This window comes from Candidatus Thioglobus autotrophicus (genome assembly GCF_001293165.1).
GTDB lineage: Bacteria > Pseudomonadota > Gammaproteobacteria > PS1 > Pseudothioglobaceae > Thioglobus_A > Thioglobus_A autotrophicus.
In genome coordinates, this window is the sequence record NZ_CP010552.1 from 394,297 (window position 1) to 415,544 (window position 21,248).

Below are 21,248 nucleotides of genomic sequence, written 5' to 3' on the forward strand. Positions count from 1 at the left end.
GAAAATGGAGATATAGAGGAAATTAACAACATAATAAAAATATTTGAGAGTAAGAATTTTACAAAAATACCGTCTTTCTTAAAAATTATCTTTCTTTGTAAGAAAAAATTTATAAAAATAAGTGGTATGTATGACAAAATTATAGAAGAAATATAGGCAAAATCAGACGAGTCTCCTAGTATTTTATAAACTATAAATTGTAATATTAAAAGAACAGCCCCTAAAATAGACCCGTTAACTAAAAAATAAAAAAATTCACGTGCTACTAACATTAAATAGCTTTTTTTATTATTAAATCTAAACTGTAGTCGTCGCCAAACTCCACAATATCAGACTTAACTGAATATTTTTGATTGGCAATAAATCCACTTAAATTATCGCTTGAAACAGGTAGTTTAACACCAATACTTTCAATAATTTTCATAACATACAAGATAAAATATCCATTTATTTTTAACAGATATTTCTTTTTACTGTTTATTTGGATAAGTGCTTTAATTAGGTCTTCTAACTTAATCATATGTGAGTAAATATTATAATTCTTACTAATAAAATTATCTTGAATAACATCAAAGATAACACTGCACGCCTTGTCAATTGAAACGATTGGAATTAGATTTTCTTTCGAACTGACTGGAACTACAATAATGGGGGACTTATCGACGAATCTGGCAATCTTATTAAAGATCCCTCCTTTTCCTATTATTAATCCTGGACTAATAGAATATTCGTTATTCTCTAAAAAGAATTTCTCTATTTGATACTTTGATTTGCCATAATCTGAGATTGCATGCTCATGCGCGGAATATGACGATATATAGATTTGTCTTACCTCTAACTCTTTAAATGTTATAAATGTTTTTTTATACCAATTTATGAGTTTTTCACTCTCCAGAGTAGCATTATGTGACAAATACACAACAGAGGAGAAGTCATTTAACAATATTTTGCTATTAATTGCATCTCCAACTTTAAATTGGAAAATATTTTTTGATACATTTGAAGTGTGGGTAGTCCCAAAAACTTCAACACTCTTCCCTTCCAAAAATCCTGCTAATTCTTTTCCCAAAAATCCGTTTATACCAACAATTAAAACCTTTTTGTTGTTTTTCATATCAATCCATGCATTTTTTTAAAATTTTATCTGCTTTCCAATTCTATAAGAGTTTGCAATATACGACAAAGTAGGGCTTACTGGTGGCAAATAACTGAATGTTGAGCCTCCTACAACTTTTACGTGGCTTATATTTTTTAAATTACCGTCTTTTACCAGGGTTTTTGAATATAGGTCGCCAGGAATTCCACCTCCATAATGAATGTCGCTACCTAATAATATTTTTTTAGAATACGGAAACATTCCATTATTTACTATTGAAAATTTCTTTATAATTTTCTGAATTTCATGAATTTTTGATTGATATTTTTCACTGTATCTGCCACTTATTACAATATTTTTATTTTTTTTCTCAAGACTGCATTCAGCATAATCTGAAGAGACAAAACCAGCACCAAAAACCATATATTTAGAAATTATTTTAAACAAACTATCTACAACCTTATTGTTCGATACTACCCTTCCGCTTGAAACGGCCAACGAATACCCATCATAAAGATTTCCATAGAAATCAAGATTGTTCTTATTTTCTAAAATGAATGTAGCATTCCCCATACCAAAGAAAGAAAATTCAAAATTTTTAGTAAAATTAAAAAAAGAAAAGGCAAGTGCAGGTGTATTAAGAAGCTTTGCCTTTGTATTGACTACATTCTCAAGATTAGCCAATAGTTTGTAATTCTGCATAACACCGCCAGCCAATATAATATATCTACTATTTAAGATTTTTTCCTTATCGTCTTTTAAATACGTCACTCGATTTTTAGTAATTTTTGTAGCAAAAGAATCTTTTAATAACGAAATATCTAGCTTTATATTTAAGAAGTCCTGCTCTAAAGGGGACCATATACTATTCCTTTTACATCCAGCCAAGCACTGATTACATTGATTGCAATTATCTCTTACTAACAATCTAGGGTGGCCCACTTTAAAAGTATCACCAAAAAATTTACCATAAAGTTTACGTACTCTTTGAGAAATTACCACACTTTTTGTTATCTTCAAGTCAAAATAATCCGAAATATCATCTTCCTCATTCCCACTAAAAGGTAAAAATTTCTCAATCTCAGCATAACATTGGCTAAATTCGTCAAAATCTAGGTTATTATTATTTAGTGTTTTTTTGTCAAAAGTGCCTATTGATCCTCCCCACATTCTGCACATTCCTCCAATTCCATGCACACCGATATGAGAAAAATTATTTTGGATTACATTGACAAATGTATCTAGGTAATAAGATAAGGATAATAAATTCTTATCTTGTAAAAACTTAGGAGATATGCCTTTAATATTGCACTTAACCGTATTTTGTTTGTATTCAGAGGGGCACAATACTGCAATTTTTTTATCTTTAAAATCCTTATTCTTTTCCAGTCCTTTTAAAAACCCATACGAAGAAGCGCCACATCCCACCACAATCAAGTCATAATCATACATTTTGACTCCTTTAAAATAATTCTATTCTTTATTTATCGATGTATTTAATAGCTTATGCTCGTAATTAACGTTATATTGCTGGGTAATTGCATCCAGAATTAACCCTAAAGAAAGAGATAAAATTGCAATTATCCCTAGTCCAGTTGACAATACTGCTAATGGCACATGATATACATATCTATGAACAATCCAATCATCGATAACTGGATATGCCGCCGTTAAAGATAAAATAGAAAACATTAAAAAGAAAGCGCTGTAGAATTTTAAAGGCTTATAAACTCGAAATATATTAAAAATTGTAAATATAACTTTAGCCCCATCAGTAATAGTATTTAACTTAGAAACACTGCCATCAGGCCTATCTACAAAATCTATAGGAATTTCTATTATCACAAACCTTTTATCTAGACAATGTAACGTCATGTCTGTTTCTAGCTGAAATCCGTCTACCATTATTGGATAATTTTTTACGAATTTTTTATTAAAAACTCTATATCCGCTCATAATATCATTCAGCTTGCTTTTGAATAAAAAATTTATCATGTTTTTTACCAATCTATTTCCAAAACCATGAAAATTTCTTTTATTTTCTTTTTGGTAATGTCCGCAAGAATGCCTATCACCAACCACTATATCAGCATCACCATTTATAACTGGCTGCATTAACTTATGCACATCCTTTGCTGGATATGTCAAATCAGCATCAGCCATAATATAAATGGGTCATGACAACTTAAGCATGTTTAAAAACCTGTTAAAGTACCGTCATGAAAGTAAAAAACAAGTATGTGATTCGTTCACGTATTTCAGAGGCCAAATTTAGGCAAATAATTTTGTTGTTTTCTGAGGATTTGAGTGCAACTCAAATCTCTCATTTAACAAGTTTAAGCAGGCAAACAATTAACAAATATTTAACTGCTATTAGACTTAGAATTTTAGAGTTATCTTTGCTTCAATCTGATCCTTTAGTGGGTCAGATTGAAGTTGACGAAAGTTATTTTGGCGCACGGCGCGTCCGCGGAAAACGCGGCCGTGGTGCCAGGGGTAAAACAATAGTATTTGGTTTGTTGAAACGTGGCGATCAAGTGTACACTGAAATAGTTCCAGACTGTAGTAGCGCCACCCTGCAAAGGATTATCAAGGGTAAGACTAGTATTGATAGCGTTATTCATTCAGATGGATGGCGCGGGTATAATGGGCTTGTAGATTTTGGTTATAAGAAGCACTTTAGAGTGCATCATAGTAAGAGTGAATTTGCCAGAGGTAATTCACATATTAATGGAATTGAATCATTCTGGGGTTATGCTAAAAATAGATTGGTAAAGTTTAAAGGAATGGATAAAAGTATGTTTAATTTACACTTAAAAGAATGCGAATTTAGATTTAATAATCGCAAGCAAAATATTTATAAAGTTTTGCTTGGAATGTTTAGAAAAGAGTCGCTTAAGTTGTCATGACCCATATAAATATCTGCATCAATCTCTTTAAAGGCTTTTCGCATTGCAAAACCTTTACCTTGAAAAGACTCAATAAGAACCTCTCCTTTTATATTGTTTTCTATAATTGCTGATAAAGCTAACTCAAATGTTCCATCATTTGAGTTATTATCAATTACTATAATTTTAGCTTTTGGCAGCTCTTTTGCAAAATCTAAAATTGTATCGACAATTGTCAGTCTTTCGTTATATGCTGGCAGAATAACCACCACTTGATTATCACTCATTTAAAATAATATCCGATAGTTGTGTAATATTCTCTAATTTTATTACATTTTTATCATTGCAGGTTCCATACCCCCATAAAGCATGTACATAATTTACATGGGCACGCTTTGCAGCCTCATAATCAACATCCATATCACCTATATAAAGCGTATCAGAAGCATTCATGTTTAGTTCTGACATTGCATACAATATGTGATCAGGCGCAGGTTTACCTTTTAAAGCATCATTAGGTGTTTGCACAATATCAAATGCAAAGCCAAGCAAGTCTAATATTTTTTGAGTTTTAATAGTATTTTTTGAAGTAACAATACCTATTTTAATATTATTATTGGCAAGTTGCCCTAATACAGACTCAACACCCTCATAAAATTCTACTTGATCAATTAATTGGGTAGAAACATCATTAAAAGTTTTCTCGATATCAGTTTGATCTACGTTGATATTTAAAATATCTAGAATATCTTTAAATGGCCTACCAATATTAGAAAAATAATCCTCAAATTCAACATTAACATCATGTCTTTCACAAACCGCGCCCCAAGACAACTCCATATTCCTCTTTGAGTTCAGCAATACTCCATCTAAATCAAACAAAATAAGTTTTTTACCTGGGAAATGCATCTATAGGACCATTAAAGACAAAAAAACCATTTTTTAGAGTCGATTCCATTTCTGGCATATATATCCAATGAAGACAATGTATTGTTAAATATCGTAGTTTTATTATTCATCCTACCGCCCTTAATTTAGCACACTGGTTATCCATGAAAAACATCCATTTTATCGTTATCAAAACAAAATACGACAGGTCGTGCCATAATTATTTTGTTCTTAATAATCAGCTGACTAGGATTAGGGAAATCCTTAATAGGCAATATAAACACTTGCTTAGACTTTAGGGTAATGCATTTTTCTATCCAAATACTGTCATTATATAACACCCCAATAAATTAAGACAACAATCTAAAATTTCTTATTTCGAACGAGTTAAACTTAACCCAACAATTCGGAGTAAAAAATTATGAGTAAAAAACGTACAACCTACAGCTCAGCATTTAAAACAAAATTAGTACTTGAACTATTACAAAATGCAGATACCCTGGCAGAGATTGCCAGCAAGCATAACATTCTTCCACAAAACCTAGTGAACTGGAAGAAGACCTTCCTTGCCAACGCAGAGATTGCTATGGAGCCCTCTAAAGCAGTTAAAGAGTACAAGGAGGAGCTTATTAAATCACAAGAGAAGAACGAGCGCTTAACAGCGCTGGTAGGTAAAGTAACCGTAGAGAAGGAATGGTTAGCAAAAAAGCTAAAAAGCTTGGGCTCATCTAAACTAAAACAATTAGTTGATCTCAAGCCATCACCAGCATCTATCTCTATTAATCATCAATGTCAGCTGCTTGGCATTAACAGAAGTGGCTTGTATTACAAGCCACGAGTTAACCACGCCAAGCAAACAATTAAGAGTCATATCACCAAGGTGTTTGAACAGATACCCATTTACGGCGAGAAGAAGGTGCATCAGCAACTGCTTGAGGATGGTATCAAGGTCAGCTTAAATACGGTAGCTCGCTACCGTCAAGAGTTGGGCTTAAAGGCTGTATTGGCCGTTAAACAAGTCAATACAACCATGCCAATCAAAGAGCATAAGAAATACACCTATAAGCTCAGAGGGCTTAATATTAGCCATGCTAATCATGTCTGGAGTACCGACATCACCTACATCAAGATTGCCGGTGGCATGGTCTATATGGCAGCCATCATTGATTGGCACAGCAAAGCTGTGCTATCACACAGAATATCTAACACCATGGATGTTCAGTTAGTGATGAGTGTGCTCAATGATGCACTAGCTAAGTATCCATATCCAGAGATCTTTAACACCGATCAAGGTAGCCAGTACACCAGTGAGATACACACTCAAAGGCTTAAAAATCTAGGTATTACTATATCCATGGATGGTAGGGGTAGAGCCACAGATAATATCTGCATTGAGCGCTTCTGGCGAAGCGCCAAATGCGAAAGAATCTATTTGAACGAATACCAAAATATCAATGAGTTAACCACTGATGTAGATGACTATATTGAGTTTTACAACCATCGAAGATTCCATCAAACGCTAGACTACAAAAAACCAATGGACGTGTACCAAGAAAGTATAAAATTAAACCAGAATAAGAAGAAGGCCTCTTAGGATGTTCTATATAAGAAATTTTAAAAAGTTGTCAGAGGTTTTGGGGTGATAAATTAAAATCTATTACTTTAAATTCAACCTTTTTATTTTTTGAACTGGCATTGACCAAAGCAATTTCATAAGCTTTGCCCATCTCCAACAAATACTGTAAATTATATTGCCTGTTTAAAAAACTACTGCCACTTAACAGTGCTAGGCTATCATCAATCGCATCTAAATTTCCGTGCACATAAGCGCACAAAGGTGCATTTTTGTACTGATAGCTTACATAGCCACGCTCTGCAATAAATGATTGAAGCTTCAATATGCTATTCGGTATTTTTTTATGAAAAACACAGAAAGTTCCGTAATCACTGGGCAACTGTTTTAGCGTTGATAGCACTTTAGAGATATCTAATACTTGTCGATATAAACCGCTTAACTCAATTGACTTCTGATGGAAATTTTCACCATTGTTATCAAAAAAAACAATATCTACTTGATGTTGCCCTTCATCGCCAAATAGACTTGCCAAATCTAATAATTCAAAATAAGTATTCCAATCTTGATTACATCGCCAAACAAACAAGTCGCTAATCACTGATTGCGGGTTATTAGGTTTTTTCGTTAGTGGCTGGGCCAATACCCAAGGCGCTTTCTTTACTTTTCTTAATAAGTTATTAATCATTTCTTAAGCTGAGAAAGCCAGTATTCTTTTATCTGTTTTTGAGCACCAAAGCGATTACCGTGTACTACTAATGATGCAGGTGGGTGAGTATGCTCCAGACTCAATATTTCTCCACAATTATAGCTTGAAAAGTATAATGGAATAGATGCCATTTCTCGACAAATAATGACGGGTAAGCTTTTCTCATTAAACCCCATATCATTCAATGAGATTATATTTATCTGATTACTATAAGCGCTTTGAATTTTCTTAAGTTCCTTACTATGAGCATCATAAATCTCCACTACTACCTTTCTACTTTCTGGTATTTTTTCCAAATTCATAAGCAAGACATAGTTTTCAACACCCAAACCAAATTGAAGAAACGGTGAAAATGTCAATAATGATGCCTGCGACGGAAAAGGATTAATCTCACCTTGATAAACAGTTGTTGTAAATGAAGATTTTAGGCCTAGAGTCGCACGAGACATCGGCATATAAGTATGGCTACAATTCAATACTGGCAGCTCTGCACTCGTCCTAGGTAACTCTTCTTTAGACAAAGATAGCAATGCTAGTGCACCATCAGGGATTAAATCAGAAATGTCATTATGCTTCACGACTTTGTAATCCTGATATGCTAATTTTTCCAAGGCTACGCTATACCATAAATCATCTTTAATATAAGTCAAGCTAACAGTCTGCTCGCACTTATCCACTAACTCCCAATTATTTGGCGAAAAATTGTAAAGCGTAGTGCTCCCAGTGCAATAAGGGGCTTTTAATATTGGAAAATATGACATTACCCCTCCCTAATCCTACTTGACTGTATTATTTTAATCACTTACCCTGTCTGCAAAAAATAACTACGGTCTCTAAATCTTTATCTCTCATCTTGCGCCACTTTCTGCCAATAAAGCTACTCCAATAAAATCTAGTAAAGTGCTTGGAAATTTTCCCTAAAATAAATCTAACAATTGCATCTTTCAAACCTCTCTCTCCTAATTTTTTTTAAAAAATTTTAATAAAATCCTTCTATTTGCAGTGTTCAAACTTGATACATAAATATACATAAAGACTAGGAATATTTTGGAAAAGAGTAATAAATAACCATTTGTATTAACTACATCCATCTCGTTTAACAATGAGAACACCATGGAAAACAGATATACAGCATAAGCTATGAAAATTGATTTCAAATCCCAATATATTTTGATATATTTCTGTGCAAACAAAAAACCCATTATTGTTGATATAGCAGTAGTAATAGTAACTGCCCATGCTGCACCAAAAATACCCCAGTAAGAAATAAAAATAGCGTTTAAAATGATACCAATAATCAGTGAAAATAATGCTAAATATACAATAATAAGTGCCTTTTTAGCTTGAATCAACTGAGATCCAGTGATAATTCCAAAGAATATAACAGCATAATTTATAGATAAAATAATAACAACCTCAGACAGATTTACATACTTGTCTGAGAAAAATATAGTCAAAATATCTGCAGAAAATAATCCAAATAACAGCGCTACGAATATACTTAAATAAAAAAAAGGCAGAATATAATCGTTTATCTCACTAGAATTATTTTGGTGTTTATTAGCAAATAATTTTCGATGAAATTCAGGTTTAAATACTTTATCAAGAGCCACCATAACCTGAAAAACTACTAACGCAATACTTTGTCCTATATGGTACACTCCGACCAAGGCTGTGGAGCCAACTGCACCTAGCATTATCTTATCAAGCTTTGAACTTAGCACACCTAAAAATATTCTTGGCGTTAATGGCAATGATATTTTTAACATTTCCCTCAAAAGTTTCTTATTAAAGGAAAAATGCGATTCTTGATAATAAACCAGCATCAATAACAACAAGATATTTGAAATCAACATGCCATAAGCCAACGATAGTACTTTAAGTTGAGCAAAATGTAGCAAGACTATAACCACAATAAAATTAGCAATTGTCCTTATTAAAGTAAATTGCACATAACGATTAGCAAGCCCTGTATTCTTTAAAAAAATAAGGTAATACTCCGATAATTCACTCAAAGCGATACCAAGAAAAATCCATAACAATAAATGACTTTGACTTAAGTCACTTGATATTAACTGTTCTATATCCGACTCAAAAATCCATAAAAAACCAAAGATAATAATTAGATTAACTGCGACAAAAAGTAGTGCGGAATGTAAAAGTTGTGCAGATTTATCGGTTTTCTCATATGCAAAAAAGGTGCGTTCGTAGCCTCCTTTTAAACCAAAGTTTGCCAAACTAGTCGAAAATATTATCCAAACTTGTATTAGTGCGAACTGCCCTAACTCATCGGGTGTTAGATAATGTGTGGTAAACATCAACAATACCAATCCAAATATGCTGCTGATAGCAGTTTGAAACAAGTAAAGTGTGGTTTTTTTTATCGACTCAATCATTTTAAAAAATTTCTATCCACTCTTTGAATTCATTAATGCCATACCCAACATCTGTGTAACTTAAATTATCAGCCTGTGTGGCTTTTTTATAAACAGACTCCCAATTATGGATGAAAATTATAAAGTGTCGTCTGCCCGGTACAATGCAGGCCTGAAAGAATAGAATAATAGTATATTTAGTCTCTAATCCAAAGTTGATTATATTGACTACTATTCTCCAATAAAATATGTTTTTCTGATAATGTTAACCCGGCGTCTAATAGATACTTTTCGGACTGCTTACTTTGCTCTATAAAACTCTCATCAATTTCTACTAAAACACTTTTAACTGTTTTTAATATATGGCTAGCACCTTCTAAAATAAGATGTTCAATACCATCCACATCAATTTTAATATAATCCGGGCTAAGTATATTAAAAGTACCTATTGCATTATCGGCGCTCAATCCTAAAATACTATATTCAAATGAAGTATTAAAATTCTCACCATATTGATCAAAATCTACGCCAAATGCAGACAATGCACCCCCCAAACCGGGTTATTCATCTTAAATAAATTAAAATTGGTAATATTGCTCAAAGCCAATGGGAAAATAACAACTTTTTCTTGTAATTGATTTGCATGGATATTTTTTGCTAAAAATTCTAAATTAAATACTGAAGGTTCAAAAGCAAAAACTCGTGCATTTTTTTTCTTTGCCGCATAAATAGAATAAAGCCCGATATTTGCCCCGATATCCCACACTACCGCATTATTATCAAAAGAATCAATCCAATCTAGGGTTTCTGGCTCTTTCATGGCAAAGGTTCTAATTCTATAACGAATGAGTGCATTTGGTGCAAAAAATGTCATGTCAATGCCATTATATTTAATGCGCTGTTTTTTGTTAATCAGGCGATTAATTATTCTTTGTTCTAATGTCTCCATGCGATATATTAATGAAGATTTAATTTTTGTAAAAATACTCATGTCAAAAAAGATAAATGAGAGTCATTATATTATAAATATTCTTGTAGACCGACCGCTAATAACAATTAGATAAAGTAGTCTCTATCAATTAATTCCTTCAACCCATTGTTGCAACTCATCAATACTGACTAATATAGGTATACCATGCGCAGCTCTGTCATCTGCTTGGACAATACCACTAGGGTCATAGAAAACTGAAGGTCTTCCCTCGTGTTTTGCAATCAAAGCTGTAGATGTAAATGGCATCGATATACATGCCTTGGTTTTTTTAATTACCTGTGTGGCGTCTATATCAGGATCAATTTCAATATAATTTGGTTGTTTCTTTAATTTTTTTAGATTCTGCATATACTCTTCATGTGCATTTTTGTTTTTGCGCTTTATTTTATGCGCCATAATCACATCATTCTTTTCTAACACCGAATATATATCATCTAGAAATTGATTTGCAATCTTTGGGGTGTAATATTCACTTCCCAAACCTAATGAAACATAAACATCTTCATTATTTGGCGTTACATCAAATACTGCAATTGAGTTTAATGAGACATCAATCACCCCACCACTAGATGAGGTCCATATTGGCCCAACTTCTTCTATGATTGATTTATGATGACCAAATCTTTTTAGAAAATCTGTTTGAAATTTATCCCATACTAAATAGTGAGACCAGCTCATTAAATGCCTAGGACGCTGAATAGGATAGCCTGATTTGGTTTTAAAATTCTCAGTATTGGTAGAATAAAAATAAAATAAAATTCTTGAGCCTTTGTCCTCCGCCGCATAAGTCCATATCGGCCTATAGTAAGGCCCAGAACTATGAAATAAGTAATCTCTAGCTAACTCCTTATCATTGGCTAAATTAACCCTTAATAGCTTTAATAATTCACCAAGTAATATAGCTGAATAAGGCTTAATAAAAATAAAAAAGAGGCTGTAAAAAATTAAATAAACTTGTAGAAAAAAATATCTCGCAATTTGAATGCCTTCGAGATTTGGCAATCCATCAATATAAAAAACCTGTAAATTATTATATTTATAGTCACTCAAATTAGGTGCGCTATGGGCAATTGTATCAACATTTTTCACTCTTCCTTTCCACTTTAAATACCAATTAACAATATTATAGGTCTTGCTATTAGTCGGTAAGCTATCCTTTCCAATATCATGAAAAAATACATACTCTCTTAATATTTTCTTACTGTTAATTAAATAAATAATACTTTTAAACCCTTGTATTACGCCATATGCCCAAAGTAAAAATACATATCCTTGCCATAATAAGGCACAAGACAACCTATCAACTTGAACTTCCTGTTTGATTAATGCACTACGCCACTCTTTTGGTAATGGGCACCTTAATGGCTTATTTGCGCCAATACTATAAAGTATCGCCTTGTTAAAAGAATAACCTAAAACTCTCACTGTTAAAAACTGACGAATAGATAGTTCAGTATTAAAATCATGTTTACACGGAAACCCCTTTAATACTATCGTATTATTAAGTTTAGTTCTTGATAAGATATCTACTAATTTCAACAAAAAATCTAACTTATTGTCATTTTTAAGTTGCTTATAGCCTTTTTTTATTAACCCTTTTCTCTTCTTATTCATCATCTAATTTATCACCCCAAAACCTCTGACAACTTTTTAAAATTTCTTATATAGAACATCCTAAGAGGCCTTCTTCTTATTCTGGTTTAATTTTATACTTTCTTGGTACACGTCCATTGGTTTTTTGTAGTCTAGCGTTTGATGGAATCTTCGATGGTTGTAAAACTCAATATAGTCATCTACATCAGTGGTTAACTCATTGATATTTTGGTATTCGTTCAAATAGATTCTTTCGCATTTGGCGCTTCGCCAGAAGCGCTCAATGCAGATATTATCTGTGGCTCTACCCCTACCATCCATGGATATAGTAATACCTAGATTTTTAAGCCTTTGAGTGTGTATCTCACTGGTGTACTGGCTACCTTGATCGGTGTTAAAGATCTCTGGATATGGATACTTAGCTAGTGCATCATTGAGCACACTCATCACTAACTGAACATCCATGGTGTTAGATATTCTGTGTGATAGCACAGCTTTGCTGTGCCAATCAATGATGGCTGCCATATAGACCATGCCACCGGCAATCTTGATGTAGGTGATGTCGGTACTCCAGACATGATTAGCATGGCTAATATTAAGCCCTCTGAGCTTATAGGTGTATTTCTTATGCTCTTTGATTGGCATGGTTGTATTGACTTGTTTAACGGCCAATACAGCCTTTAAGCCCAACTCTTGACGGTAGCGAGCTACCGTATTTAAGCTGACCTTGATACCATCCTCAAGCAGTTGCTGATGCACCTTCTTCTCGCCGTAAATGGGTATCTGTTCAAACACCTTGGTGATATGACTCTTAATTGTTTGCTTGGCGTGGTTAACTCGTGGCTTGTAATACAAGCCACTTCTGTTAATGCCAAGCAGCTGACATTGATGATTAATAGAGATAGATGCTGGTGATGGCTTGAGATCAACTAATTGTTTTAGTTTAGATGAGCCCAAGCTTTTTAGCTTTTTTGCTAACCATTCCTTCTCTACGGTTACTTTACCTACCAGCGCTGTTAAGCGCTCGTTCTTCTCTTGTGATTTAATAAGCTCCTCCTTGTACTCTTTAACTGCTTTAGAGGGCTCCATAGCAATCTCTGCGTTGGCAAGGAAGGTCTTCTTCCAGTTCACTAGGTTTTGTGGAAGAATGTTATGCTTGCTGGCAATCTCTGCCAGGGTATCTGCATTTTGTAATAGTTCAAGTACTAATTTTGTTTTAAATGCTGAGCTGTAGGTTGTACGTTTTTTACTCATAATTTTTTACTCCGAATTGTTGGGTTAAGTTTAACTCGTTCGAAATAAGAAATCTTAAATTGTTGTCTTAATTTATTGGGGTGTTATATAAACCACTACAGAAGCCTTAAAAATTCATTTACATTTTGTAAAAAATATTATCGTTATTCACATCAAAATATATCTTCATGCAATCAAATTAAACATAAAGAATGAAGTGCGAACATTATTACACTCTATTTACAGTACTAGCAACTCTATGATTTTTTTTAAAAAATTGCTATTCTAAGTAGAATGCTTTTATAAATGGTTACAACTAGATCCTCTATCAAACCAACTAATATTTACCAATTAAACCACAAAATATTATTACATCTTTTTAATTAACTTTTCTCTTAATAACATTTCTATATTGTTAAATAAGCTCCACATAGGAACATTAAGCTTTTCAGCAATGGTTAATAAATCATTTTTGCCATCAGCGTAAACTAGCACATCCATAATATATTTAAAATTTTTGTCTAATTTGACACCTGCACCAAGAGTTGGGCGCAAGTTTCTTTTATCCATCTTTGGTTCACACAAAGTAGTTGTCCGATAGATTTCATTTTTCTCGATACATTCGAGGCATTGCTGTAATACTTCATAAGCACCATTTAGACCCTCTGCTGAAATATAATTTAAATCATCAAGAGAGGTGTGATATTGCTTGTACTTTCCATATTTAGTTCGCATAATAGATGCTATTGGCAAATCAACTCCAGGACTACAATATTGCCTTTCATCACTACCTCTATCTAAATAACTGTATCTAACAAAATCAGGATGGGTGTGTTTTAAAACATGCAGTGCTATTTTATCTGAAATAGTATTCTCAGCCCTTGAGGGTAAATAAGAATATGCATCATCATCGCCAACACAAGAAATATTATAACCAGCGACAATATTTTCTTTCATTGTGTTGAGATTTCTACTTAAATAGCAAATTGACCCAATAGTTTCAGGTATAAAAATAATCCTATAGGTATATTTTCTTGGCTGAGATTGTATCCATTTTGCTAAATAGGTAGTAACCGTTGGGCCAGATAATTCATTATTAGCCATTGAAGGATGGCAAACATAGGTAGATAAAAAGACTTCTTTTTTACTTCTCCCATGAATAATCAATTCTCCATAAGTCAAGCTACCGTCAGTTAATTCACTATCAATACACACTTGATAATCACCCTCTAACAGTGTTTTTCTTTGACGATCAGTTAAACAAAAACCCCACCTCTCTTGATAATATGAAGTTACATAAGGGATAGCATCTGGCTGCTTTGGCAATGAGTGTAAATTATTTTGTAGTTCATTTAGAGATAGTGTTTGATTTATGGGGACGGAATAACTTACAACATGCAAGTTACTATCCTTAAAATCTACAATTTTATTCCCATTCGGGTCAATCACATAAGCATCGTTAATATTCCACTCTTTTGGAATAACCCAGTCAAAACATGTAGTGTCAGTTGGAACTTCATGTACATCTAAATTAGGCAGATGCCTCTTGATAATATTTAATGTCTCTCTAACCCCTTTTCCTGTGATGCTTCTAGTTATTGGCCATAAATCTTCACAGAGTTTATATATACATATTCCTACTTTTTTCATCTATTAAATTTAACCTTTAAATATACAATTCACTCTAAATAATTTCTTGCAAAGCCCCTTTAAGGAGTTGTTTAATTGATGGGTTCTAGATCATCATACTTTGCATATCTAATAACTTCCTGAATCAGCTCACGTCTTAACAGTTTTCCTGTAGAACTTTTTGGAATCTTATCTAGAATAATTATTTCATTTGGTATTTTTACCTTTTCAAGACTTTTTACACAATATTCTTTTAGTAAATTCTTATTTAACATGCTATTTGGCTTTAAAGTAACAACACAGAAAATCAGGATTCCAAAATTAATGTGGCTCAATCCGACAACTGCAACATTAGTGACATCGGTATTTTTCTTAAAAGCCTCTTCTATTTCTCTTGGATCAATTTTTATTCCTCCTTTATTAATAAAGGTTGATTTTCTTCCCGTTAAAAATAGATATCCATTTTCATCCAAATATCCAATATCATCAGTATAAAACCATTTATTTTTAATCACTTCAGATGTTAGCTTATTATCATTGAGGTATCCTTGCATTATGTGATTTCCTTGAATTACGACTCTACCTTGCTCAAAAGGTTGATTTTTACACATATTATCATCAACAATCTTAATCTCAACATTAGGCGTGGCTTTCCCAACACTTTTGCAGAAATACATTTCTGCATCAATTGAATAGTCAATAAAAGTTGATCTAGATGCTTCTGTTAACCCATAGTACACAATAATTCTAGTATTCGGCAATAATGCTCTAATTTCTATGTTGAGTTCTGGTGGGAGAGGTTCTGAATCTATCACAATATGACGCAGAAAACTACCACATTGTTGCAGCTTCTTTGGGAATCTTTTGGACAAAATGAAATATCCACTTGGTGTACCAGGAAAGCCATTAGGCCTCTTCTCCATTAGTGTTTTAAATAACAACTGAAAATCACTGAGACCTGGCAACAAGCTAACTCGCCCACCCACAGCAATATTACAATAAACATGGCCAAGACCAAAATTATGAGATAAAGGTAGAGTTATCAATTCATGATAATCGTGCTTATATCCAACAAATTCAACTATATTACTGATAGCTGAAAGAACATTAAAATGGGACAAAACTACAGCCTTTGGATTGCCAGTGCTACCTGTAGTAAACATATAAGATGCAATAGCATTAGAATTGGTGATTATTGATTTATATTGATTACCTGAAAAATCAAATAATTCATTAAGAAAATAGCAGTGTTCAAGTTTGCTTTTGCCACTATAAATCACAGACATTGTAGATACTTGCGATGCAAGATACTTAGCTATTTTCATGTTATCTGTAATAACCACAGACAAATCAGCTTTCTCAATTGCATGCAAAAGATTTTTATACTTTATTTCTGGGTCAAGTGGAGTAACCACATACCCTCCACACAACAAGGAAAATTGAACTTCTACAAAGGTTACACTATTAATTATAACCACCCCTACAGCCTGTCCTTTCTTGATTTTTATTACGTGCGCCAAGCCTTTTGCAAGAGCTTTAGATCTAGTTAGCAATTCTTTATAAGTTAGCGATCGACAACTGTCGTCAACACACAGTTTTTCAGGGTACTGACAAGCTGAATTCTCAAGAAGTGAATAAATTGATGGTAACGCCCTAAACATAAACTTTTAATTAATTAGTATTTTTAAACCAATTGGTTGAAATATCAACATTACTGTTGCACAGATTGTCTCTTATAGCACTTCAACTAGAGGTATTGTTATAAAAAATAGACAAGAGATGCCTCTGGAACTATACTTTTTCTCTTATAAATTTTACATGTAATTATTTTGATAAAATCAATTCTGTCAAACCAGCTATAGACGCAAATTCACTGTCAAGCAAATCATCCTCTGTAAACTCAATATTATATTTTTTTTCAATATAAACAATAAGTTCGATTACCTGTATAGAATCAATGACCCCGCTTACTATAAGGTTAGTTTCAGGAGTAACATTAACATCTCCTACGGAATAATGTAAGTTTACAAACTCAATAAGCTCATTAATAATTTTTGAAAGTTTAGATGAATTTAACATAGACCTCTCTCAAAATAAAAAAATAGTATTATATAGATTCGAAATATTTTTCTTTGTTAATCAAATAATACGGGTCTTTATTAACTTCTTTAGAAAAAATTTCATAAAAGTCAATGAAATTAATACTAGATATTTTACCCCATCCTATTCGTATAGATCGATACTTATTATTATTTTCAAGCTGTTTTCGCCTTATATCATACCGGTAAGATATGCATCTATCTAGAAATCTTGCATAATAAGGAGTTGTAGTTTGTTTAGTAACGCCATTATTAAATGTGGTAATCTTAAAATTTTTATAAAAACGGTATGGTACTTGCATATCCTCTTCAACCTGATGAATTAATGTAGTATTTTCAACACCTGTGCCTACCATTAACATCAGGGTATTAAGTTCTATTAATTTGGAAAAAGTTGATTTTTTGCCAAAGCTACTTTCGCTAACTTGTTGAGTAATTTCATCTGCTTTATCACCTATTGCTGATACAGAGTGTATTGGATGCAAGGATCGCTTGGCATTATTCAGCTTCATAATCCAATTACTAAACACCCCCACTTCTGACCCCGTTTTATTAGGATCAAAAGTTAACCCTTGACAACAATTATTGGTGAATGTTGGCACTACAATTGTGCCAGAATCTCCAACAATCTCATTTAAACAATCATAAAGAAATTTATTAGGATCTTTTTGCTTTCCAAAAATCATACCAAGCGATGAGTGTACGAAAATTGTTCTGCCAGAACAAACACCAAGTGACATCAACACATGCTTTAACTCATTTTTTTTTACACTAATCATTTATTGTCTTTTTTCCAAGATATTTAAACCAAGTTGCATTATTATTATATTTTCAGAATCATGTGGCATATCAGTTTTTGTAAAACCACTTTTCTCATACGCCTTAATAGCATAAATATTATCTAAATCAACTCCAAGAAAAAACTCTCTGATACCGAGATTCTTCTGCAGCCAAATCACAGTTGCATTAATTACCTCAGTAGCTACACCCACCCCTCTCCAGCTCTTCTCGCCAATTAAAATGCCCATTGTTGCTTGATGCTCCTCAATAACAATAGGCTCATATTTGATATTGCCAATATGATTACCGCTATCACGCACAAATATACCGAGGAATAAAACAGTGTCATCATTTTCTCGTTGTGAAACATAAGATTTAACTTCTTTAATATCATGTTTTTTGCGAGTGTACCTTATTTGTGGGTTATCTTGACTACAAAGCCATTTTAAATACCTATCGCTTACGTCACCTTGATTTAGAGTTCTCAAAATAAAGCGATCAGATTGAATAGTAATACTTTTCATGTTTTTTTTATATTTCTAAAGTTGTTCATCTTTTTTATATAAATGCTTTATTTATTTTCTTTTTAACAATACATGTACTTCAGAAGAAGCGTATTTTTTATCCAGTTCAAATTGCATAGAATCAATCAATGGTGTAATCATGTCTTGGAATAAATTCCTTATTTTTTTAGAACATTGGCTTTTTTTCATGTCAATAAAAATTTGTCGATAAAGATCGATAATGTCTGCGCCAAACCACCATTCTGAAATGATATCAAACCCAAATTCATCTGCAAGATACTCCAAAGACTTCTTGGTGTATAAATGAGTATGCCCGCCACTTAATTGCCTATGAAATGCATCATTAGATATCATTTCTAAAAATACAGAAAGACTAAAAAGAGGGACTGAGATGTATATATATTTTATTCTATTATTCTTTTTTATATACTCCATAGCACCACGTGGATCTTGTAAATGCTCTAGAACACCTATTAAAGAAACAACATCGACATCAGACTCTTTAGGCAAATTGTTAGTGTCATTTATTTCATGGACAGATAGATGATCTGAACCTATCATTGTATTCCCAAAGTCTACTTGGTATCTTGAAACCTCTGTACCACTAATGTTTTTTAGTCCAATTTTATTCAAAGCACCGACAAAATACCCTGAACCTGCACCAACATCTAAATACTTCATTTTGTGGGGTGCTGCATTGTCATTCACTAATGATGTGTACAAAAACTCAGCCTTAGGGATGTAAATGCTACTTAGTCGGTAATTAAAATCTTCAATATCACTTACCTTGTAGTTCTGGGCGTAATCCTTTCCTTCATCTCCAGTATAAATAGCATTACAAAACTCATTCGTGTCTTCATATGCACCATTTAAATGAGTGCAAATATCACAAACTTTATATTCGATACCATCCTTAATAAAATCATTCTCTTTTTTTAGAGGTTTGTCGCAATTTTTACAACATAAGCGGATTGGTTGTTGTTTATAAATATTTGATATCTTTCTTTGTGCCTCTATATGCTTATCATTATCATTAAAAAATGATTTTTTTTGTTTAATTACCGATATGCTAGACTTTCCATATTGTTCAATTTTCATTGTTTAACACCCTTTAAAATTCAATTGTTTTTTACTTTTTTTATTGCTACATCACTCAACAAGATGGGGTTCAATATTTTCTGCTTCCCATCCAAAGCGAACGTAAAATAACCATATTTGTAAAAATTCTACCACCTAAACGAGGCCTATCTTGGCGGCCTTTAATCTTAACGTGTTGTTGTGCAATTTTCATATTTTGATTCGCTGCAAATATCGACAGCTCAGTACCAATTGACTTGTAAGAATCAAAGAATCCTAGCTGGTCAAAAACATCAATATGGTAAGCCTTCATTCCGCATAAAGGGTCTTCTATCCCCCACCTTCGAACAGCAACCCATGAAAAAATACTTTCTGACACTCTTTGAAGTCTACTTCTTATGCCTATAACAACAGCAAACCCCTGCTCTAATAAATCAATATACTTTTCAATAGATTCTGGACTATGCTGCCCATCAGCATCAAAAGTAATAACTGCATCACAATTTAATTCTTTTGCTTTAATAAAGCCACTGTTTAATGCATCGTCATAACCTTTGTTTTTTTTATGGCTGACCAGTACTGCACCAGCACCTATTGCTTCTTGCTCAGTATTATCAGTAGAGGCGTCATTAACAACAATAACTACTCCATATTCTTTGACTGATTGCACCACATTAGAGATTGTAGCTTCCTCATTGAATGCCGGAATAACAATAGCTATTTTATATTTGTCCATTTTATATAATCACCAGATTTAATATTTTCCACTAACTCTTTATCGAGAATCTTCTCTAATTTATAAGGCGGTAACGCATCTTCAGGACAAGGCCTAAGAAATTCTAAATCATCCTCTCGAACCATATCCCCGGCTGCTAGATCTTTTTTAAGACGGATAGATCTTCTTTGTAAGACAACAGTCTCAGCCTCATTGTCTTCTACTTTCTTTATCTCTAACCCTAATGAATTTTCTAACTCTCTAGTCCTAAAAACCATATCTTTCCAAGTATTAAAATCCATTGAAAATTTATGGTCTGGCCCTTCTCTAGTTGTGTCATCTGTAAAATGTTTCTCGATAACACGGGCACCTAGTGTCACTGCCCCTAATACTGTAGCATGTCCAGGAGTATGGTCAGACAACCCTAAAATAGTATTGGGATATTTTCTACCATATTCTTTAAGCACATTTAAATTTATATATTTGAAATTTTCTAATGATGCTGTATAGTTTGTATTGCACTGCATTAATACCACATCATTAGTGTGATTCAATAATGTAGACATAGCCATCTCTACTTCATCTATAGTTGAGGCTCCTGTTGCCAATAATACTGGCTTATTTTTAGAGGCAATATAGTCAACAATCCCTAGCCAAGTAATATCACCAGACCCAATCTTATACGCACTTAAGAAATCATCAACTTTGTCTACTAATTCATAAGAATATGGTGAAGTTAGGAAAGCTATCCCTGCCTTGTTACAAGTCTCTTTCAATACAGGTGTCCAGTCTTGATCAATTGATGCATCTTGATATACATTAAATACGCTTTTTTTCCATCTAGACTGGTGTGATTGTTGCCTATCAAGAGATTTGAATCCTTTATCGCTTACAATGGTATCAGCAGTAAAGTGTTGAAATTTAGCAGCATCTGCCCCTGCCCCTGCACAAAGATATATCAAATCCTTGGCTCGCTCTAGATTTCCGTCATGATTAGCACCTACATCTGCAATAAAGTAGGTAGGGTGATTCATGCCTACGACTTTATTTTCTATTTGAATTTCTCTCATTCTATTTC

At 33.0% G+C, this 21,248-nt stretch carries 22 protein-coding genes; 2 read left to right on the forward strand and 20 right to left on the reverse strand.

The window, feature by feature from the left end:
- Positions 1 to 271 precede the first annotated feature (271 nt).
- From SP60_RS02115 to SP60_RS02125, 3 genes are read right to left on the reverse strand one after another with little or no spacing between them, the layout of a single operon-like run.
- Positions 272 to 1,114 carry an NAD-dependent epimerase/dehydratase family protein gene (locus SP60_RS02115; protein WP_053951070.1) on the reverse strand — a complete coding sequence of 281 codons (843 nt, stop codon included), beginning with the start codon at positions 1,112 to 1,114 and terminating at the stop codon, positions 272 to 274.
- A gap of 18 nt (positions 1,115 to 1,132) precedes the next feature.
- The gene (locus SP60_RS02120; protein WP_053951071.1) at positions 1,133 to 2,548 is read right to left on the reverse strand and encodes a hypothetical protein; all 1,416 of its coding nucleotides are present in this window, start codon (positions 2,546 to 2,548) and stop codon (positions 1,133 to 1,135) included.
- Positions 2,549 to 2,569: 21 nt separating this feature from the next.
- Positions 2,570 to 3,259 (reverse strand): glycosyltransferase family protein, encoded by a 690-nt coding sequence (locus tag SP60_RS02125; RefSeq protein ID WP_053951072.1) that lies wholly within the window; start codon positions 3,257 to 3,259, stop codon positions 2,570 to 2,572.
- A gap of 56 nt (positions 3,260 to 3,315) precedes the next feature.
- On the opposite strand from SP60_RS02125, the gene SP60_RS02130 reads away from it, so the two are divergent.
- Complete coding sequence (locus SP60_RS02130) at positions 3,316 to 4,005, forward strand: IS1595 family transposase (RefSeq protein WP_053951073.1); 690 nt, start codon at positions 3,316 to 3,318, stop codon at positions 4,003 to 4,005.
- On the opposite strand, the gene SP60_RS02135 is transcribed toward SP60_RS02130, so the two are convergent.
- Both SP60_RS02135 and SP60_RS02140 read right to left on the reverse strand, forming a co-directional pair.
- Complete coding sequence (locus SP60_RS02135; protein ID WP_053951074.1) at positions 3,954 to 4,271, reverse strand: glycosyltransferase; 318 nt, start codon at positions 4,269 to 4,271, stop codon at positions 3,954 to 3,956. The genes SP60_RS02130 and SP60_RS02135 overlap by 52 nt on opposite strands.
- Positions 4,264 to 4,866, reverse strand: a complete 603-nt coding sequence (locus tag SP60_RS02140; RefSeq protein ID WP_158403315.1) for an HAD family hydrolase — start codon at positions 4,864 to 4,866, stop codon at positions 4,264 to 4,266. Before SP60_RS02140 ends, SP60_RS02135 begins: the two co-directional genes overlap by 8 nt.
- Before the next feature lie 427 nt (positions 4,867 to 5,293).
- Between SP60_RS02140 and SP60_RS02145 the strand changes: the two genes are divergently transcribed.
- Complete coding sequence (locus SP60_RS02145; RefSeq protein WP_082319619.1) at positions 5,294 to 6,466, forward strand: IS3 family transposase; 1,173 nt, start codon at positions 5,294 to 5,296, stop codon at positions 6,464 to 6,466.
- Between the two features lie 31 nt (positions 6,467 to 6,497).
- Here the strand turns inward: SP60_RS02145 and SP60_RS02150 are convergent, their stop codons facing one another.
- The 15 genes from SP60_RS02150 to SP60_RS02215 form a co-directional block, all read right to left on the reverse strand.
- Positions 6,498 to 7,133: a hypothetical protein gene (locus tag SP60_RS02150; RefSeq protein WP_053951076.1), complete on the reverse strand. Its 636-nt coding sequence runs from the start codon at positions 7,131 to 7,133 to the stop codon at positions 6,498 to 6,500.
- Complete coding sequence (locus SP60_RS02155; protein ID WP_053951077.1) at positions 7,130 to 7,915, reverse strand: hypothetical protein; 786 nt, start codon at positions 7,913 to 7,915, stop codon at positions 7,130 to 7,132. Before SP60_RS02155 ends, SP60_RS02150 begins: the two co-directional genes overlap by 4 nt.
- Before the next feature lie 198 nt (positions 7,916 to 8,113).
- Positions 8,114 to 9,550: an oligosaccharide flippase family protein gene (locus SP60_RS02160; RefSeq protein WP_053951078.1), complete on the reverse strand. Its 1,437-nt coding sequence runs from the start codon at positions 9,548 to 9,550 to the stop codon at positions 8,114 to 8,116.
- 176 nt (positions 9,551 to 9,726) lie between these two features.
- Positions 9,727 to 10,071, reverse strand: coding sequence for an FkbM family methyltransferase (locus tag SP60_RS08305; protein ID WP_158403318.1), 345 nt, complete (start codon positions 10,069 to 10,071; stop codon positions 9,727 to 9,729).
- Positions 10,053 to 10,520, reverse strand: a complete 468-nt coding sequence (locus SP60_RS08310) for an FkbM family methyltransferase (protein ID WP_144418570.1) — start codon at positions 10,518 to 10,520, stop codon at positions 10,053 to 10,055. The genes SP60_RS08305 and SP60_RS08310 overlap by 19 nt, the downstream gene beginning before the upstream one ends.
- 84 nt (positions 10,521 to 10,604) lie before the next feature.
- Entirely contained in the window at positions 10,605 to 12,137 is a 1,533-nt protein-coding gene (locus SP60_RS02170) for a polysaccharide biosynthesis PFTS motif protein (protein WP_053951079.1), read from the reverse strand.
- A gap of 57 nt (positions 12,138 to 12,194) precedes the next feature.
- Positions 12,195 to 13,367 (reverse strand): IS3 family transposase, encoded by a 1,173-nt coding sequence (locus tag SP60_RS02175; protein ID WP_082319619.1) that lies wholly within the window; start codon positions 13,365 to 13,367, stop codon positions 12,195 to 12,197.
- A gap of 348 nt (positions 13,368 to 13,715) precedes the next feature.
- The gene (locus tag SP60_RS02180) at positions 13,716 to 14,996 is read right to left on the reverse strand and encodes a DUF4910 domain-containing protein (RefSeq protein ID WP_053951080.1); all 1,281 of its coding nucleotides are present in this window, start codon (positions 14,994 to 14,996) and stop codon (positions 13,716 to 13,718) included.
- Positions 14,997 to 15,067: 71 nt separating this feature from the next.
- Positions 15,068 to 16,636: a class I adenylate-forming enzyme family protein gene (locus SP60_RS02185; RefSeq protein WP_053951081.1), complete on the reverse strand. Its 1,569-nt coding sequence runs from the start codon at positions 16,634 to 16,636 to the stop codon at positions 15,068 to 15,070.
- A gap of 163 nt (positions 16,637 to 16,799) precedes the next feature.
- Positions 16,800 to 17,054 (reverse strand): acyl carrier protein, encoded by a 255-nt coding sequence (locus SP60_RS02190; protein WP_053951082.1) that lies wholly within the window; start codon positions 17,052 to 17,054, stop codon positions 16,800 to 16,802.
- Positions 17,055 to 17,082: 28 nt separating this feature from the next.
- The gene (locus SP60_RS02195; protein WP_053951083.1) at positions 17,083 to 17,853 is read right to left on the reverse strand and encodes an AAC(3) family N-acetyltransferase; all 771 of its coding nucleotides are present in this window, start codon (positions 17,851 to 17,853) and stop codon (positions 17,083 to 17,085) included.
- Positions 17,854 to 18,378 (reverse strand): GNAT family N-acetyltransferase, encoded by a 525-nt coding sequence (locus tag SP60_RS02200; protein ID WP_053951084.1) that lies wholly within the window; start codon positions 18,376 to 18,378, stop codon positions 17,854 to 17,856.
- A 51-nt stretch (positions 18,379 to 18,429) separates the two neighbouring features.
- Positions 18,430 to 19,476 carry a class I SAM-dependent methyltransferase gene (locus tag SP60_RS02205; RefSeq protein ID WP_053951085.1) on the reverse strand — a complete coding sequence of 349 codons (1,047 nt, stop codon included), beginning with the start codon at positions 19,474 to 19,476 and terminating at the stop codon, positions 18,430 to 18,432.
- A 70-nt stretch (positions 19,477 to 19,546) separates the two neighbouring features.
- Positions 19,547 to 20,191 (reverse strand): glycosyltransferase family 2 protein, encoded by a 645-nt coding sequence (locus SP60_RS02210; RefSeq protein WP_053951086.1) that lies wholly within the window; start codon positions 20,189 to 20,191, stop codon positions 19,547 to 19,549.
- Positions 20,173 to 21,240, reverse strand: coding sequence for an N-acetylneuraminate synthase family protein (locus SP60_RS02215; RefSeq protein WP_053951087.1), 1,068 nt, complete (start codon positions 21,238 to 21,240; stop codon positions 20,173 to 20,175). Before SP60_RS02215 ends, SP60_RS02210 begins: the two co-directional genes overlap by 19 nt.
- Positions 21,241 to 21,248: the final 8 nt, after the last annotated feature.